The sequence below is a fragment of the Nocardia sp. FDAARGOS_372 genome (assembly GCF_002554515.1).
Lineage (GTDB): Bacteria > Actinomycetota > Actinomycetes > Mycobacteriales > Mycobacteriaceae > Nocardia > Nocardia farcinica.
In genome coordinates, this window is record NZ_PDDW01000001.1 from 4,833,459 (window position 1) to 4,848,915 (window position 15,457).

The window sequence follows — 15,457 nt, forward strand, 5'->3', positions numbered from 1 at the left end:
GTGATCGGAGGCCGATGTCGGTGGATACCGGCGAAATGGTCGGCGGTGGCCGTGCGCAGTGACGCTTTCGACGCGGATATCGGGCTGGCCGCGGATGCCGGCTGGTTCGAACGTGAGCCCTTCGTCCTGCTCGTCGAGGACGACCCGGGCGACGCCCTGCTGGTCGAGGAACTGGTCGCCGACGCCGCACCGGGCCTGCGGCTGGAGTGGGTGCGCACCGTCGCCGAGGCCGCCGAGCGGCTGCGGGTAGCCGTACCCGACTGTGTGCTGCTCGACCTGCACCTGCCCGACGCGCAGGGCCTCGAGGCGCTGGCCAGGATCCGGGCCCGCAACGATCAGGTCGCCGTGGTCGTGATGACCGGGCTGGACCAGGAGCGCGCCGGCCTGGCCGCGCTCGCCTCGGGCGCGCAGGACTACCTGGTCAAAGGCCGCGTCGAGCCGGAGCTGTTCGCCCGCGCGGTGCGCTACGCCATCCAGCGCAAGCAGGCCGAGCGCACCAGCGCGGCGCTGCAGGCCAGCCAGATGCGCGCTCAGGAGAACGCACGGCTCGAACGGGGGCTGTTGCCGACCCCGCTGCTCGGCGCCGACGCCCCCGTGGATGTGGTGGCGCGGTACCGGCCCGGCCGGGCGCACTCGCTGCTCGGCGGCGACTTCTACGACGTGGTGCAGGACGCCGACGGCACCGTGCACGCCATCATCGGCGATGTCTCCGGTCACGGTCCCGATGCCGCGGCCACCGGGGTCGCGCTGCGATTGGCTTGGCGCACATTGGTTCTCAGCGGCGTCACCGGGTCGCGTCAGCTGCGCCTGCTCGAGCAGGTGCTGCTGGCCGAACGCACCGACCGGCAGACCTTCGCCACCGCGACGAGCCTGCTGCTCGATCCCGCGACCCGCCGGGTGCGGGTGCGCCGCGCGGGCCATCCCGGCATGCTGCGCTACATCGACGGCGAGCCGCACTGGGTCGAGGTGCCCGGTGGCGCCGCGCTCGGCTTCCTGCCCGGTCGCGCGGAGTGGCCCGACGAGGAGATCGAACTGCCCGAGCACGCGGGCCTGATGCTGTTCACCGACGGCCTGTTCGAGGGCAAGGTGGGGCGCGACGGTGCCCGGCTCGGTGAGGGCGGCCTGCTGGAGGTGGCGCGTGCGGTGCCCGCCACCCGTCCGGAGATCTTCGTCGACGAGCTGATCGGACGGGTGGAGGATCTCGCCGCGGACGCGGGCGGCCTCGACGACGATCTCGCCATCATCTATCTGCGCTGGCATGCCGCGCACGGAAGTGACCATCGATGAAGAACACCGACTCCCCGCTGGTGGGCCGGTTCACCGCGCAGGTGTGGTTCCAGCTGGTCTTCGCGCTGATGATCCTGGTGGTGCTGCTCGGCGCCGTCGCGGGCGCGCAGGTGATCGGCAACACCAACCGGGTCACCGACCGCCTGCTGGAACAGACGCTGCCCGCCTCCGCGGAGGCGTACCGGTTGCAGAGTACGCTGGTGAACCAGGAGACCGGCTTGCGCGGCTACGCGATCGCCGCCGACCCCCAGTTCCTCGAGCCCTACGTGGAGGGCAGGCAGGAGCAGGAGCGTGCCGTGCAGCGGCTGCGCGAGCTGTTGGCCGACCGCCCGGACCTGCTCGCCGATCTCGACCTCGTCGAGCGCACGGCGCAGCAGTGGCGCACCGAGTACGCCGACCCACTCGCCGCGACGGCGTCTCCCGGCGCGGCCAGGGAGCTGGCCGCGAACACGACGGTGCGGGCCAAGGAGGTCTTCGACGAGCTGCGCGCGGCGTTCACCATCCAGAACGAGCGGCTCGCGGCGGCCGTCGCGGCGGACAACGAGGCGCTGGCGGACGCGCGTTTCCTGCGCAACGTGGTCCTCGTCGGCATGGTCGCGGTCTTCCTGTTGACCGGCACGGTGTTGACCGTGCTGTTGCGCAGGCTGGTGGTGCACCCGCTGGCCGCGCTGACCCAGTCGTCACGGCGGGTGGCCAACGGCGACTTCGACCATCACATCGACGGTCACGGCCCCGCCGACGTGGCCCAGGTCGCCGAGGCGGTCGAGGACATGCGCAGGCGCATCGTCACCGAGCTGGGGTCCTCGCGCTCGCAGGGCACTCTGCTGCAACAGCAGAAGGCCGACCTGGACCTGCAGGCCGAGGAGCTGCGCCGCTCCAACGCCGAGCTCGAGCAGTTCGCCTACGTCGCCTCCCACGACCTGCAGGAACCGCTGCGCAAGGTGGCCTCGTTCTGCCAGCTGCTGGAGAAGCGCTACGGCTCCCAGCTCGACGAACGCGGCAAGCAGTACATCGATTTCGCCGTCGACGGCGCCAAGCGCATGCAGGTGCTCATCAACGACCTGCTCACCTTCTCCCGGGTCGGACGCGTCAGTGAGGGCGCCGAGCCGGTGCGGTTGGATCAGCCGCTGGACAAGGCGCTGCACAACCTGTCGGCGATGATCGAGGAGAACGACGCCGAGATCGAGCGCCCCGAAGATCTGCCCGAGATCGTGGGCGAGCCCACGTTGCTGACGATGTTGTGGCAGAACCTGATCGGCAACGCCATCAAGTTCCGCAGGCCCGAGGCCGCGCCGGTCGTGCGGATCGAGAGCACCCGGGTGAGCGAGGCCGACGGGGTGCTGTTCTCGGTGAGCGACAACGGCATCGGCGTCGCGGCGGAATTCGCGGAGAAGGTGTTCGTCATCTTCCAGCGTCTGCACGCCCGCGACGAATACAGTGGCACCGGTATCGGATTGGCCGTGTGCAAGAAGATCGTCGAGTACCACGGCGGTCGCATCTGGATCGACACCGACTACACCGGCGGTACCAGGATCTGCTTCACCCTGCGCGGCGCCGGACTCACCCCCACCACCCAAACGCCCACCGCCGTGGTGGAATCCGCCGAAGGAGCCAACGCATGACCGTGCCGGGCCAGCCGATCGACATCCTGCTCGTGGAGGACGATCCGGGCGACGAGCTGATGACCAGGGAAGCGTTCGAGGACAACAAGATCGGCAACACGCTGCACGTCGCCCACGACGGGCAGGAGGCGCTGGACTTCCTCTACCGCCAGGGCGAGTACGCGCACGCCCCGCGCCCCGATCTGATCCTGCTCGATCTGAACCTGCCCAAGTACGACGGCAGGCAGGTGCTGGAGAAGATCAAGGCCGACCCCGACCTGTCGCACATTCCCGTGGTGGTGCTCACCACCTCGGCGGCCGAGGAGGACATCCTGCGCAGCTACCGGCTGCACGCCAACGCGTACGTGACCAAGCCGGTGGACCTCGACCAGTTCGTGGCCGCGATCAAGCAGATCGATGAGTTCTTCGTCCAGGTCGTCCGGCTGCCCCGCACCCGGTAGGCGCGGGGCGCGGGCGACTCAGTTGGCCGAGGTGCCGGTGCCCTCGGCCAACGCGGCGTCGAGGGTGTCGTACACCGCGAGCAGCTTGTCCAGCGCGGTCAGTTCGATGGGCCTGCGCACCGCGTCGGAGGCCACCACGCGCAGCCGCTGCGGCTGGGCGGCCTCGGAGACCACCAGCAGGGCACTCAGGCCGGCCGAGCCGAGGAAACCGACGTCGGACATGTCGACGACCAGTGGGTTTCCGCCGCGCTGGGCGTCCTCGAGGGCGGCCTGCAGCTGCGGCGCGGAGGCCATGTCGACCTCGCCGTGCACGGTGACGATCTCGGTACCGTTCTCGCTGCGCACCTGCACGTCGAGCACGCGGGACGCGCCTTCGCCGCTCACCGCTGACCTCCCAGCTCGCAATTCGCCACTTTCCACCTCTGCAGCATCGAGCCCCGCCCCGCGCACCGCGGTGCGAGGCTGTGAGCGATCTCCGCAGTCAACTTACCCGATCGGAGGATCGGTAATCATGGGCGTTCGGACCGGCCGCCCGGCCGCTGCGCCGGAACCGGGCCAGGTACGCTCGAGGTCCGGGCTTGACAGCATCGCACTCAGGAGCATTCGTAATGGGTAAGGGCGAGAACGTTTTCCCCTCGTCGTCGACGCGGACCAACACCATCGGGGTGCGCGTGCCCGCGGTCTACGAGCAGTTGATCATGCTCCGAGCGCTCGCCGAAACCGTGGCGTTGATCGCCGATTTCGGCATCGACGAGGTCGCCGACATCCGGCTGGCCCTCGACGAGGTCGCCACGGCGCTGCTGCAGGACGCGGTCCCCGGATCGGAGCTGGACTGTGCGTTCAGCTACGACGAGACCACGATGGACATCACCGTGTCCGCCGTCACCGTCTCCGAGACCGGCCCCGACCAGCGCAGCTTCGGCTGGCACATCGTCTCCACCCTCACCGACTCGGTGTCCACCTCGACCGGGCCCCGCGACGCCACCGCAGGCGGTCACCCCACCGTCGTGCAGTTCCGCTGGTCGCGCGGCGGCGCCGATGCGTGAGGAGGTGACGGGCGGTTCCACCAGAGCGGCGGCGGGCGGGTACCAGGATCTCGAGCCCCACTTCGTCGAACTGCGCGCGCTGGCCGAGGACGACCCGCGCAGACGCGCGCTGCGCGAGGAACTGATCGAACGCTGCCTGCCCCTGGCCGAGCACATCGCCCGCAAGTTCAGCGGCCGCGGGGAGAACTTCGAGGATCTGTTGCAGATCGCCCGCGTCGGCATGGTCGCGGCGGTCGACCGTTTCGACCCGACCCAGGGCGCGCCCTTCCTCGGCTTCGCGGTGCCCACCATCATGGGCGAGGTGCGCAGGCACTTCCGCGACCACACCTGGTCGGTGCGGGTGCCGCGCCGGCTCAAGGAACTGCAGGCCACCCTCAACCCGGCCATCGAGACGCTGACCCAGCGGCTGGGTCGCATGCCCAAGGCGCGCGAACTGGCCGAGGAACTCGGCGTCGACATCGCCGAGGTCACCCAGGCCCTGGTGGCCCGCAACGCCTACCAGACCTCCTCCATCGACGGTTCGAGCGGCGACGACGGTGAGTCGAGCGCGCCCGCGCTGGCCGACACCCTCGGCGCCGAGGACCCCGAGTTCGGGACCGTGGAGAACTACCTGGCGGTCAAGCCGCTCATCGCGGCACTGCCCGAGCGCGAACAACGGGTACTGGTGATGCGGTTCTTCCACTCGATGTCGCAGGAGCAGATCGCCCAGCAGATCGGCTGCTCCCAGATGCAGGTCTCGCGGATCCTGTCGCGAACGCTCAAGAGCCTGCGGGAACAGGCGCTGCGCGACTGACCGGCCGCGCCGGAAACGGCCGCCTGGGAATGATCACAGCCGGGAACCGGCATGTGGCGTGGTCGAATGGGTATGGCTATCGGCGAGCACGCAGCGTTGCGCGGTCTGCGTGTCGTTCGGTCCAGACCTACCGGGAGGCAGCTGAGGTGACGACGACCCGCCCGTCGGGGCTGGAAAGTCCGGCGAGTCGGTTGGAGCTGGACTTTCCGGCCACGCCCGACCAACTCGCCGAAGTACGTCACACGATGCAGCGCTGGCTCGCGCAGTGCCCGCTGGACGAACGCCAGGCGTACGACGTGCTGCTCGCGGTCGGTGAGGCGTGCACCAACGCCATCGAGCACGGACACCGCGGCGACGGCGGCACCATCCGGCTGCGGGCGGTGCGCGACGACGCCCACCTGAGCATCACCGTCGCCGATCACGGCCGGTGGAAGACCCCCGACCCGAGCCCGGACCCGATGCGCGGGCGGGGCATGGCCATCATCCGCGCGCTCATCCCCGAAGTCGAGGTGACCATCTCCGGCAGCGGCACCACCGTCGACATGCGCCTGCCGCTCGCGCACGGCCGCCCTACCGGCTAGGTCGGCCGGGCAAACCTCGGGTTGAGCGAACGTGAGCCCGGACACGGGCGGATACTGGCTTGGTGATCGAAGGCAGCAGACCGAGCCCGCAGGTGATCGACGCGCTGGGCAGCGTGATCGGCACCGACTCGTGCTCCAACGCGGGTGAGTTCCGCTTCCACTTCGCCGACCAGCGCTGGGAATGGTCCGACGAGGTCGCCCGCATGCACGGCTACGAGCCGGGGGAGGTGCAGCCGACCACCGAACTGCTGCTCTCGCACAAGCATCCCGAGGATCGCGAGCAGGTCGAGTCGGCGCTGTCACGAGTGGAGACGGGCGAGCCGTTCTGCAGCCGCCATCGCATCGTCGACACCGCCGGTGAGGTCCACGAGGTGATCGTCATCGGCGATTACCAGACCGACGAGGACGGCGCGGTCGTCGGCACGACCGGCTACTACATCGACCTCACCGACACCATCGAGGGCGAGCGCAAGGACGTCGTCGACGAGGTGCTCCCCGAACTCGTCGACGCCCGCGCGCCGATCGAACAGGCCAAGGGCGTGCTCACCGTCGTCTACGGCATCAGCGCCGACCAGGCGTTCTCGGTGCTGCGCTGGCGTTCGCAGGAGACGAACGTGAAACTGCGGGAGCTGGCCGCCCAGCTGGTGCGCGACGCCCGCGGGCTGGACGCGAACCGGGCCGGGCTGCGGACCCGCTTCGATCACGTCCTGCTGACCGTGCACGAACGGGCCGGACGACCCGCGGGGGCCGACGGGCACCGGCCCCGCTGATCGTCCGACCCGTTCGCCGACCGGACCTCAGCTCGCCGTCGCGGTGAACCGGCGCAGCCGCAGGCTGTTGCTCACCACGAACACCGAGGAGAACGCCATCGCGGCGCCCGCGAGCATCGGGTTGAGCAGTCCGGCCATCGCCAGCGGGATCGCGGCCACGTTGTAGGCGAAGGCCCAGAACAGGTTGGCCTTGATGGTGCCGAGCGTGCGGCGCGACAACCGGATCGCGTCGACGGCGGCGCGCAGATCGCCACGCACCAGCGTGAGGTCGCTGGCCTCGATGGCGACATCGGTGCCGGTGCCCATCGCCAGGCCCAGATCGGCCTGGGCCAGCGCCGCGGCGTCGTTGACGCCGTCACCGACCATCGCCACGACCCGCCCCTGCTCCTGCAGCCGCCGCACCGCGGCCACCTTCTCCTCGGGCATGACCTCCGCGATCACCTCGTCGATGCCGACCTGGTCGGCGACCGTACGGGCGGCCGCGGCATTGTCGCCGGTGACCATCACCGGGGTGAGGCCGAGCGCCTTGAACTGCGAGATGGCCTGCGCCGACGTGGGTTTCACCGCGTCCGCGACCACGAGCACGCCGCGGACCGCGCCGTCCCAACCCACCGCGACGGCGGTGCCGCCACGCTGTTCGGCCGCGTCGACCGCCTCGGCCAGGCCCGACGGCATCGGGTGACCCCGTTCGGCGAGCAGGCGCGGCCGGCCCACCAGCACCTCGTGCCCGTCGACGGTGCCCTGCACGCCGAGGCCGGCGAGATTGGCGAAGTCGCGCACCGGGGCGAGTTCGCCGCGCTCGCGGGCGGCCTCGGCGATGGCGCGGGCGATCGGGTGCTCGGAGGAGTGCTCCAGCGCGCCCGCCACCGCCAGCACCCGGTCGGCGTCCTCGCCCTCGGCGGCGTGCACGTCGAGCAGGCTCATCGTGCCGGTGGTGACCGTGCCGGTCTTGTCCAGCAGGATGGTGTCCACCCGCCGGGTCGACTCCAGGATCTCCGGGCCCTTGATGAGCACACCCAGCTGCGCGCCCCGCCCGGTGCCGACCATCAGCGCGGTCGGGGTGGCCAGGCCGAGTGCGCAGGGGCAGGCGATGATGAGCACGGCGACCGCCGCGGTGAACGCCGCCGCCACCGAACCGCCGGTGCCCAGCCAGAAGCCGAGGGTCGCCACCGCCAGCGCGATCACGATCGGCACGAAGATGCCCGAGATCCGGTCGGCCAGCCGCTGGGCCTGCGCCTTGCCGGTCTGCGCCTCCTCGACCAGCCGGGCCATCTGGGCCAGCTGGGTGTCGGAGCCGATGCGGGTCGCCCGCACCACGAGCCGGCCGCCGACGTTGACCGTGGCGCCGACCACCGCGTCGTTCTCCCCGACCTCCACCGGCACCGATTCGCCGGTCAGCATCGAGGCGTCCACCGCCGAGGAACCCTCGACGACCACACCGTCGGTGGCGATCTTCTCACCGGGACGCACCACGAACCGATCGCCGACGGCGAGCTGCTCGACCGGGATGCGCTGTTCGACACCCCCGCGCAGCACCGAGACCTCCTTGGCGCCGAGCTCGAGCAGCGCGCGCAACGCCGCGCCCGCCCGCCGCTTGGAGCGGGCCTCGAAATACCGCCCGGCCAGGATGAAGGTGGTCACGCCCGCGGCGGCCTCGAGGTAGATGTTGCCGGTGCCGTCGGTCCTGGCGATGGTGAGCTCGAACGGGTGGGTCATGCCCGGCGTGCCCGCGGTGCCCCAGAACAGCGCGTACAGCGACCAGCCCAGCGCGGCCAGGGTGCCCATCGAGACCAGGGTGTCCATCGTCGCGGTGCCGTGGCGCAGATTGGTCCAGGCCGCTCGGTGGAACGGCAGCGCGCCCCACACCACCACCGGCGCGGCCAGCGTCAGCGACAGCCACTGCCAGTTGGTGAACTGCAAGGCCGGGACCATCGCCATCGCGATCACCGGCACCGTCAACACCGCCGAGACGAGCAACCGGGTGCGCAGGGCGGCGGTGGGATCGACCTCGACCCGCGCGGATTGCGGTTCGCCGGTCGTGGCCGGCGCGGGCAGCGCGGCGGTGTAACCGGCCGCCTCGACGGTGGCGATCAGGTCCTCGGGGGCGATGTCGCCGGTGAAGTCGACGCGCGCCTTCTCGGTGGCGTAGTTGACCGTGGCGGTGACGCCGTCGAGCTTGTTGAGCTTCTTCTCGATGCGGTTGGCGCAGGATGCGCAGGTCATGCCGCCGATCTCGAGTTCGATCCGGCCGGCGACCGGCTGGTTCAGCGCGGTGGTCATGGGGTGCTCCGTTCTGTGCGGCCCGGGTGCGGTCGGCGTCAGTGGCCGTGGCCGTCGTCGTGTGGCGCGGGGGCGGGTGCGGTGGCGGCCGCCCCGTCGCGCGGCACCGTCACGGTGAATTCGGCGGTGCGGACCACGCCCTCGTGCTGGAAGTCCAGGAACAGGCGGTAGTCGCCGGGGCTGGGCGCGGTCATCGCGAAGGTGATGCCCGGTCCCGGTGCGGTCACGCCGTCACCCGGGTGGCCTTCGGGGTGCACGTGCAGGTAGGCCAGATCTGCCGAGCGTAGCGCGACGAGGTGGCCGTAGGCGCCCAGGTAGGGCTGCAGGTCGGTGACGGGCTGTCCGTTGCGGGCGACCGAGAGGGTCACCGTCGACGGCGCGCCCGCGGTGACGGTGCCCGTCAGGGTGACGGTGTAGTCGCCCACGACGGCGGTGCCGGCCGGGGCGGGCAGCGGCTGGGGATCGTAGCCGCCGGCGACCCGCAGGTCGGCGCCCAGCGTCAGGTTCTCGCCGCCCTCCGGGACGAAGTCGGCGTAGACGCGGTAGTCCCCGGCCCGGCTGAGATTCAGCGGCACGCTCCAGGTGCCGTCGGCGCCGAGCACCGGGTGCACGTGCTGGAAGGCGGTGAGATCGCGGCGGACCACGATCAGGTGCAGATCCTTGTCGTGGCTGGTGGTGTACCGGGTGACGGGCGCGCCGCTCGCGTCGAGGATGCGCAGCCGCAGCGGAACCTCCGGGGCCGCGCTGACCTGGGGGTCCGCCAGCTCGAGGGTGTAGCCCCGGTCGGTGACGAGCAGTCCGCCGGGCAGGTGGTCGGCCGCGGGGGCGTCGGCGGCGGTGTCGTGCTCGGCGTGCTCGGCGGGTGGGGAGTCGGTGGGGCCGACGAGCGCGCCGACGCCCAGCGCGATGCCGAAGATCGCGGCGAGCCCGACGGCGAAACCGGTGAACTTGGTGGCGGCGTTCATGCCACCTACCATACCCCCCTAGGGTACTTTGTCAACCGGCTCGCCTGCCCGCTCAGTGGGCGCCGTGGAGGTTGCGAGCCGTCGGGGACGTGGCCACCGTGGCCGGGTCGGGACAGGTGCCGAACAGGCGGTCGGCGGTGCCGGAGCTGGTGACGGTGAACCAGTAGTGCTCGTTCTTGTAATGGTGGTGGCGGTGGTTGCGCCACACCGCGCGGTACAGCGCGCGGCGCGGCTTGTAGTCGGTGTGGATGAGGTAGTGCGTCCACTCGTAGCCGAGGCCGAGCACCGTGACGGTGAGCAGGAAGGTCAGCCCCAGGCCCGGCCGGGGGAAGGCGAACGCGGCGATCAGCAGCAGCGTCACCAGCACGATCACCAGCGATCGCGTCGGGATGAAGATGAGCGGGATCTCGCGCGGGTCGATGTGGTGTTCGCGGTGCTTACGGGCCAGTTCGCTGTCCAGGGTCAGCCGCCCGAGCCGCTTCGGCCGCCAGTGCAGCACGAGCACGTGCACCACCCATTCGAAAACCGGGAACACCGCCACCATCACCAGCGGCACCAGCGCGTCGGTCGGTTGCCAGTCGCCGACGGCCAGCCGGGCGGCCAGCACGCACACCAGGGTGGTGGCGATCATCCACGGCGAGGGATGGCGCAGGAATTCGCGGAAGGCATCGCCGAGGGTCATTCCGCGGCGGACGGTGGATCGGGTCATGATGGTTCCTCGGTGTTCGGTGTCGCCCCGGCGGTGTTCGATGTCGCCGCGGCCGCGTCGAGGGCGGCGATCAAGGCGGTGGTGGCGGGTTCGAGCAGGGCCCGGGCCGCGGCGGTCGCGGCCGGCGGATCGGCGGCGTGTACGGCCTCGGCGATGGCACGATATCCCGCGACGTTGCCGACCTCGGCGGTCATCAGCGGGGCCAGCGCCTCCAGCGCCGGTTCGTAGGCGGCGCGCAGCATGTTGTTCATCAGCCGGAAGACGATGGAGTCGGCGGCGTCGACCAGGTGGTCCCAGAACGCGAGCGCGTGTCGTTGCAGGGCGACGGGCTCGGTCTCGCGGGCCAGCGCGTCGAGGCAGCGGTCCAGCTCGTGGCGCAGCGCCTCCCGATCGCCCGCCCGGGCCGCGGCCAGCTCGGCCACCTTCGGTCCGTTGTGCAATCGGGCCTCGAGAATGCTGCGGGCCACGGTCGGGTCGAGGGTGCCCTGGCGGATCAGCAGGCGCGGCAGGATCTCCAAGCCCGCGCCACGGCGGTAGTCCAGCACGGTGGTGGTGTCGCCCTGGCGCACCGCGACCAGTCCCGCCGCCGCGAGGCGTTGCAGTGCCTCGCGCACGGCGGGCCGGGAGACCCCGAGTGCTTCGGCGAGCTGACGCTCACTCGGCAAGGCCGAGCCGGGTGCGCGTTCACCGCTGAGCACCTCCGCGGCGATCTGCTCGAACACGTCCGCCGATACCGACCGTTTGACCACAGGTTGCAACGCCATGGGTACTACTGTGCGCCGGGTTGGTCAGCTGGTCAAGTGGTAAGACCAATTCTCGGCGAACTTTCCGGCCGCCGGACCTGCCCTCAACTGGGGTCCGACCCCCGCACCGCCGTCAGCCAGACCGCAGCCGCCGCCCCGACCACGAGGGCCCCGGTGAAGGCGGGCAGGCCGCCGCCGTCGAGGTAGACCCACAGCAGCGCCGCGACCGGCGCGGCCACGGCGGGCTGGGCGTCGAGCAGCAGGCGCCGGGGCACCCGGGCGGCGACCCGGGCCCGCTCGTCGGCGTCCGGGGCCGAGCGCACCGGATTGTCGATCAGGCGACCCGGCGGCTCGCTCGTGCGCGCCCGCCCGGAGGGATACACCCGCAGCCGGACCGCGCCGGTCGCCGCCCCGCCGGTTGCGCCGGTCTCGAACTCGCGGAGCGACAACCGGTTCCCGGCGAACCGCAACCGAGAACGTCCCTCCGGCCCCGGCTGCGCGCAGTGCACCTCGGCGACCGTGAGCCCCACCAGCTCGGGCGCGAAATACACCGGCACCCACCACCGCCGATCACCCGCGGTGATCTCCAGCCACGAGCGGCTCACCAGCCGATGCTGCTGGCGCACCCGCCGCGCCGACAGCCGCTCGCCCGCGGGCACCCCGGTCGACACCACCCCGAGCGCCCGCGCCGCCCGCACGCCGCTGTACCCGACGATCACCAGCATCACGGTCGCGAGCGCGGCCAGCTGGTCGGCGTCGGCCAACGGCAGCAGCACCGCGCACACGGCGAGCGCGCCCACCGTCACCGCGCCCGGGTAGACGAGCGGCCGGAACCGGTCGCCCGGCCCGGAACTCACTTCAGGAAGCCAACTTTCGTGTAGTCCGCCGACTGCAATCCGAACGCGCCCCAGTTGGCCAGGTCCTCGCGCTGGGCGACGATGCCCGCCGACTGGTAGAGCGGCAGCGAGAAGCCCAGTTCGAAGATCATCCGATCGGCCTCGTTGGCCATCTCGATGGCCTTGTCCGGATCGAGTTCGGAGATGGTCCGCTCGATGAGGTCGTTGAGTTCCGGCGAGCCGATGCGGCCCTTGTTGCTCAGCGGATTAGCCGGGTCGTAGGCGTAGATCTGCGGCAGCGCGCCGAGCGGGAAGATGCTCTTCATCCACACGAAGTTGGCGATGTCGAAGTTACCCGGATCGATGACGTCGGTGAACAGGCCGTTGCCCGGGTAGGTTTCGATCTTCAACCGCACACCCACCTGCGCGAGATTCTGCTGGGCGATCTGGGCGATCTGCACCCAGTTCTGCTGCTGGTACATCACATTGCGGATCTCGAGCGGGCGCCCGGCCTTCTCCCGCACGTCCCCGTTGAGCTTCCAGCCGAGCGCGTCGAGTTCGGCGGCGGCCTGCTCGGGGTCGTAGGCCACGGCCTGCGCGTTGTCCTGGTAGCCCTTCTGCCCCTCCAGGTAGAGGTGGTTGTTCAGCGGCTTCGGATCGGCGACCAGGCCGTTGAGCAGCGCCGAGGCGATGGCCTGGCGATCGATCGCCTTGGAGATCGCCACCCGCAACCGCGGGTCTTCCAGGATGGAACCGGGTGCGCCGTTGAACGTCATGTGCGAGAAGCGCAGCGCGGGGGCACGGCGCACGACGAGTCCGGGCGTCTGCGAGGCCGCCTGCACCTCGTCGAGGCCGGAGACGTCCGCGGAGTCGAGTTCGTTGTTCTGCAGCGCGTTCAGCCGGGCCGTGTAATCCAGCACGCTGTAGGTGATCGTCTCCAGCTTCGGCGTCTCGCCCCACCAGCGGGGATTGCGGCTCAACACGATCCGCTGCTGGGCCCGGTCGATCTCGGTGACCATGAACGGCCCGCCCGAGACCCGCGGCGCTTCGCGATCGAGGTTCTCGAACGCCTCCGGTGTCTCGTTCGTGGCCTTCGGGTACAGCGGGTTGAACAACCCCTGCCATTCGGCGTAGTGCTGCGCCATCGTCACGATGGCCTGCCGGTCGTCGACGCCGCGTTCGACCTTCTCGATCCGGCTGTAGCCCTGGGTCGCGGCCGCCTGGTAGGCGGTGTCGCGACCGCTCAGCGCCGTCGCTTGCGCGCGCAGATCCTCCCAGGTGATGGGCGTGCCGTCGGACCAGACCGCCGCGGGATTGATGGTGTAGGTGATCTGCTGCGGATTCGTTCCGGTGAGCTGGACGTCGGTGAAGTAGTCGTGGTCGACGGTGAGTTCACCGGCGGCGTCGGATTCCAGCGTGCCGGGCAGCGTCGCCGCCAGCACCTCGGAGACCCCGCCGTCGGAGTCGACGTGGTGGGTGTTGAAGGTGGCCGGGAACGACGTCAGCGCCAGGCGCAGATTGCCGCCGTCGCGCAGCTCGCCCGGCTCGCGCGGGTTGATGTCGCTGCTCGCGCCGATGGTGTTCTCCCCGGTCAGCTGCCCGCTGTCGCCGCCGCATGCCGCCAGCACCATGCCCAGCGCGAGCACCGGAGCCGCGATGCGCGTGGCCGCCCGAATCCTCATCGTCGTTCCCTCCTGGTCGCGCTCACTGCACGAATCCGATCGCGGTGTAGTCGTAGGAGGCCAGCCCCGGCGAGCCGAAGTTGGCGAGGTCCGCGCGCACACCGTAACTGCCGTCCCACTGGAACAGCGGCAGCGAATGACCCTCCTCGAACACGGCTCGGTCCACCTGATTGGCCAGCTCGATCGCCCGCTGGGGATCGAGTTCGGACAGCGTACGCTCGATCAGCTCGTTCAGTTCCGGTGAACCGATCCGGCCGAAGTTGCCCTGCAGGTCGTCGGGGTAGTAGCCGTAGACCTGCGGGATGCTACTCAGCGGGAACGCATCCCCTTGGAAGATGAACTGCGCGGCGTCGAAATCGCCGGGCTGGATGACGTCGGTGAAGAAGCCCGCGCCCGGCCGGGTGTCGATCTGCATGCCCACCCCGACGTCGGCCAGATTGCGCTGAATGATCTGGGCGATCTGCACCCAGGTCCGGTCGTCGTACATGACATCGCGGATCACCAGCCTGCGCCCGTCCTTGACCCGCACATCGCCCTCGCGGCGCCAGCCGAGCGCGTCGAGTTCCCGCTCGGCGGCCGCCGGGTCGAAGGGCAGGCTGTTGTCCCGGTAACCCTCCTGGCCCTGCAGGAAGATGTGGTTGTTCAGCGGCTTCGGGTCCTCGACCAGGCCGTTCTGCAGCGCCGAGGCGATCGCCTGCCGGTCGATGGCCTTCGAGATCGCCACCCGCACCCCCGCGTCGGCGAGGATGGAGCCGGGCGCGCCGTTGAAGGTCAGATGCCGGAACCGGCTCCCCGGCGCACGCCGCACCTCGAGGCCCGCACTCTCCCGCACCGTGAGCACTTCGTCGATGCTGGTCAGCGGGGTGACATCGAGTTCGTCGTTCTGCAGTGCGGCGACCCGGGCGGCGCTGTCGAGCACGCTGAAGGTGATGGTGTCGAGTTTGGGTGGGGTACCCCACCACAGCGGATTGCGTTCGAGCACGATCCGGCCCTGGGCGCGGTCGGTGGACTGCACCCGGAACGGGCCCGCGGTCGGCCCCATCGCGTCCACGAGCCCGCTGTTGAACGAATCGGGGTCACCGGTCACCGATTTCGGGAACAGGGCGGCGTTGCCCGCGAACTGGCCGCGCCACTCCGCGTACGGACGCTCGAAGGTGAGCACCGCCTGCCGGTCGTCGACGCCGCGGTCCACCCGCGCGACCCGGTCGAAGCCGTTGGTCATCGCGATCTGGTAGCGGGTGTCGCGCCCGCTCAGCGCCGCGGCCTGGGCGGCGATGTCCGCCCAGGTGACAGGGGTGCCGTCGGACCAGACGGCCTTCGGGTTGATCGTGTAGGTGACCTGCTGGGGGTTGGTGTTCGTCAGCGCCACATCGGTGAAGAAGTCGGTGTCGACGGTGAGCTTGCCCGCGGCGTCGATGCGGAAGGCGCGCGGCATCATCGGCCGCTCGATATCGGCGATGTCGCCCTCGTTGCCGTCGATCGACAGGGTGTTCCAGTTCGCCGGGAAAGCCGACACCGACAGCCGCAGGTTGCCGCCCTCGCGGACCTGCTCGCGCGGCACCGGGTTGATGTCGCTGCTGGTGCCGAGCGCATCGGACAGGCCATCGGCCGAGCGGTCCGCCGCCGAGCAGCCGACCAGCGCGCACACGAGCAACCCGATCACCAGTCGCGCTGTGGCCGAACGGATCCGCATGGCTTTCCTC

Annotated in this window: 15 protein-coding genes; 7 read left to right on the forward strand and 8 right to left on the reverse strand. The window is 70.6% G+C overall.

What is annotated here, in order from left to right; all coding sequences use genetic code 11:
• Positions 1-51 precede the first annotated feature (51 nt).
• From CRM89_RS22720 to CRM89_RS22730, 3 genes are read left to right on the forward strand one after another with little or no spacing between them, the layout of a single operon-like run.
• Complete coding sequence (locus CRM89_RS22720; RefSeq protein ID WP_170916142.1) at positions 52-1,287, forward strand: PP2C family protein-serine/threonine phosphatase; 1,236 nt, start codon at positions 52-54, stop codon at positions 1,285-1,287.
• A complete protein-coding gene (locus tag CRM89_RS22725; protein ID WP_098086135.1) occupies positions 1,284-2,909 on the forward strand; it encodes a CHASE3 domain-containing protein in 1,626 nt (541 codons plus the stop codon). The genes CRM89_RS22720 and CRM89_RS22725 overlap by 4 nt, the downstream gene beginning before the upstream one ends.
• Positions 2,906-3,349: a response regulator gene (locus CRM89_RS22730; protein WP_011206683.1), complete on the forward strand. Its 444-nt coding sequence runs from the start codon at positions 2,906-2,908 to the stop codon at positions 3,347-3,349. Before CRM89_RS22725 ends, CRM89_RS22730 begins: the two co-directional genes overlap by 4 nt.
• Positions 3,350-3,367: 18 nt before the next feature.
• On the opposite strand, the gene CRM89_RS22735 is transcribed toward CRM89_RS22730, so the two are convergent.
• Complete coding sequence (locus CRM89_RS22735) at positions 3,368-3,733, reverse strand: STAS domain-containing protein (protein WP_011206684.1); 366 nt, start codon at positions 3,731-3,733, stop codon at positions 3,368-3,370.
• A 224-nt stretch (positions 3,734-3,957) separates the two neighbouring features.
• On the opposite strand from CRM89_RS22735, the gene CRM89_RS22740 reads away from it, so the two are divergent.
• The 4 genes from CRM89_RS22740 (at position 3,958) to CRM89_RS22755 (ending at position 6,539) form a co-directional block, all read left to right on the forward strand.
• Complete coding sequence (locus tag CRM89_RS22740) at positions 3,958-4,395, forward strand: anti-sigma factor (RefSeq protein ID WP_011206685.1); 438 nt, start codon at positions 3,958-3,960, stop codon at positions 4,393-4,395.
• Positions 4,388-5,188, forward strand: a complete 801-nt coding sequence (locus CRM89_RS22745) for an RNA polymerase sigma factor SigF (protein WP_011206686.1) — start codon at positions 4,388-4,390, stop codon at positions 5,186-5,188. The genes CRM89_RS22740 and CRM89_RS22745 overlap by 8 nt, the downstream gene beginning before the upstream one ends.
• 146 nt (positions 5,189-5,334) lie before the next feature.
• Complete coding sequence (locus tag CRM89_RS22750) at positions 5,335-5,769, forward strand: ATP-binding protein (protein WP_172964561.1); 435 nt, start codon at positions 5,335-5,337, stop codon at positions 5,767-5,769.
• 59 nt (positions 5,770-5,828) lie between these two features.
• On the forward strand, positions 5,829-6,539 hold the full coding sequence (locus tag CRM89_RS22755; RefSeq protein ID WP_011206688.1) for a PAS and ANTAR domain-containing protein: 711 nt from the start codon (positions 5,829-5,831) through the stop codon (positions 6,537-6,539).
• Positions 6,540-6,566: 27 nt separating this feature from the next.
• Here the strand turns inward: CRM89_RS22755 and CRM89_RS22760 are convergent, their stop codons facing one another.
• The 7 genes from CRM89_RS22760 to CRM89_RS22790 all read right to left on the reverse strand — a co-directional run bounded on the left by CRM89_RS22760 (position 6,567) and on the right by CRM89_RS22790 (position 15,447).
• Positions 6,567-8,819: a cation-translocating P-type ATPase gene (locus tag CRM89_RS22760; protein ID WP_098086141.1), complete on the reverse strand. Its 2,253-nt coding sequence runs from the start codon at positions 8,817-8,819 to the stop codon at positions 6,567-6,569.
• Between the two features lie 38 nt (positions 8,820-8,857).
• Positions 8,858-9,784, reverse strand: coding sequence for a hypothetical protein (locus CRM89_RS22765; RefSeq protein ID WP_098086144.1), 927 nt, complete (start codon positions 9,782-9,784; stop codon positions 8,858-8,860).
• 52 nt (positions 9,785-9,836) lie between these two features.
• Positions 9,837-10,493, reverse strand: a complete 657-nt coding sequence (locus tag CRM89_RS22770; RefSeq protein ID WP_098086147.1) for a sterol desaturase family protein — start codon at positions 10,491-10,493, stop codon at positions 9,837-9,839.
• The gene (locus CRM89_RS22775; protein WP_098086150.1) at positions 10,490-11,257 is read right to left on the reverse strand and encodes a FadR/GntR family transcriptional regulator; all 768 of its coding nucleotides are present in this window, start codon (positions 11,255-11,257) and stop codon (positions 10,490-10,492) included. Before CRM89_RS22775 ends, CRM89_RS22770 begins: the two co-directional genes overlap by 4 nt.
• Positions 11,258-11,340: 83 nt before the next feature.
• A complete protein-coding gene (locus tag CRM89_RS22780) occupies positions 11,341-12,093 on the reverse strand; it encodes a hypothetical protein (RefSeq protein ID WP_229434814.1) in 753 nt (250 codons plus the stop codon).
• Positions 12,090-13,754: an ABC transporter family substrate-binding protein gene (locus CRM89_RS22785; RefSeq protein WP_098086153.1), complete on the reverse strand. Its 1,665-nt coding sequence runs from the start codon at positions 13,752-13,754 to the stop codon at positions 12,090-12,092. The genes CRM89_RS22780 and CRM89_RS22785 overlap by 4 nt, the downstream gene beginning before the upstream one ends.
• Positions 13,755-13,776: 22 nt before the next feature.
• Positions 13,777-15,447, reverse strand: a complete 1,671-nt coding sequence (locus CRM89_RS22790) for an ABC transporter family substrate-binding protein (RefSeq protein ID WP_098086156.1) — start codon at positions 15,445-15,447, stop codon at positions 13,777-13,779.
• Between the last annotated feature and the right edge of the window lie 10 nt (positions 15,448-15,457).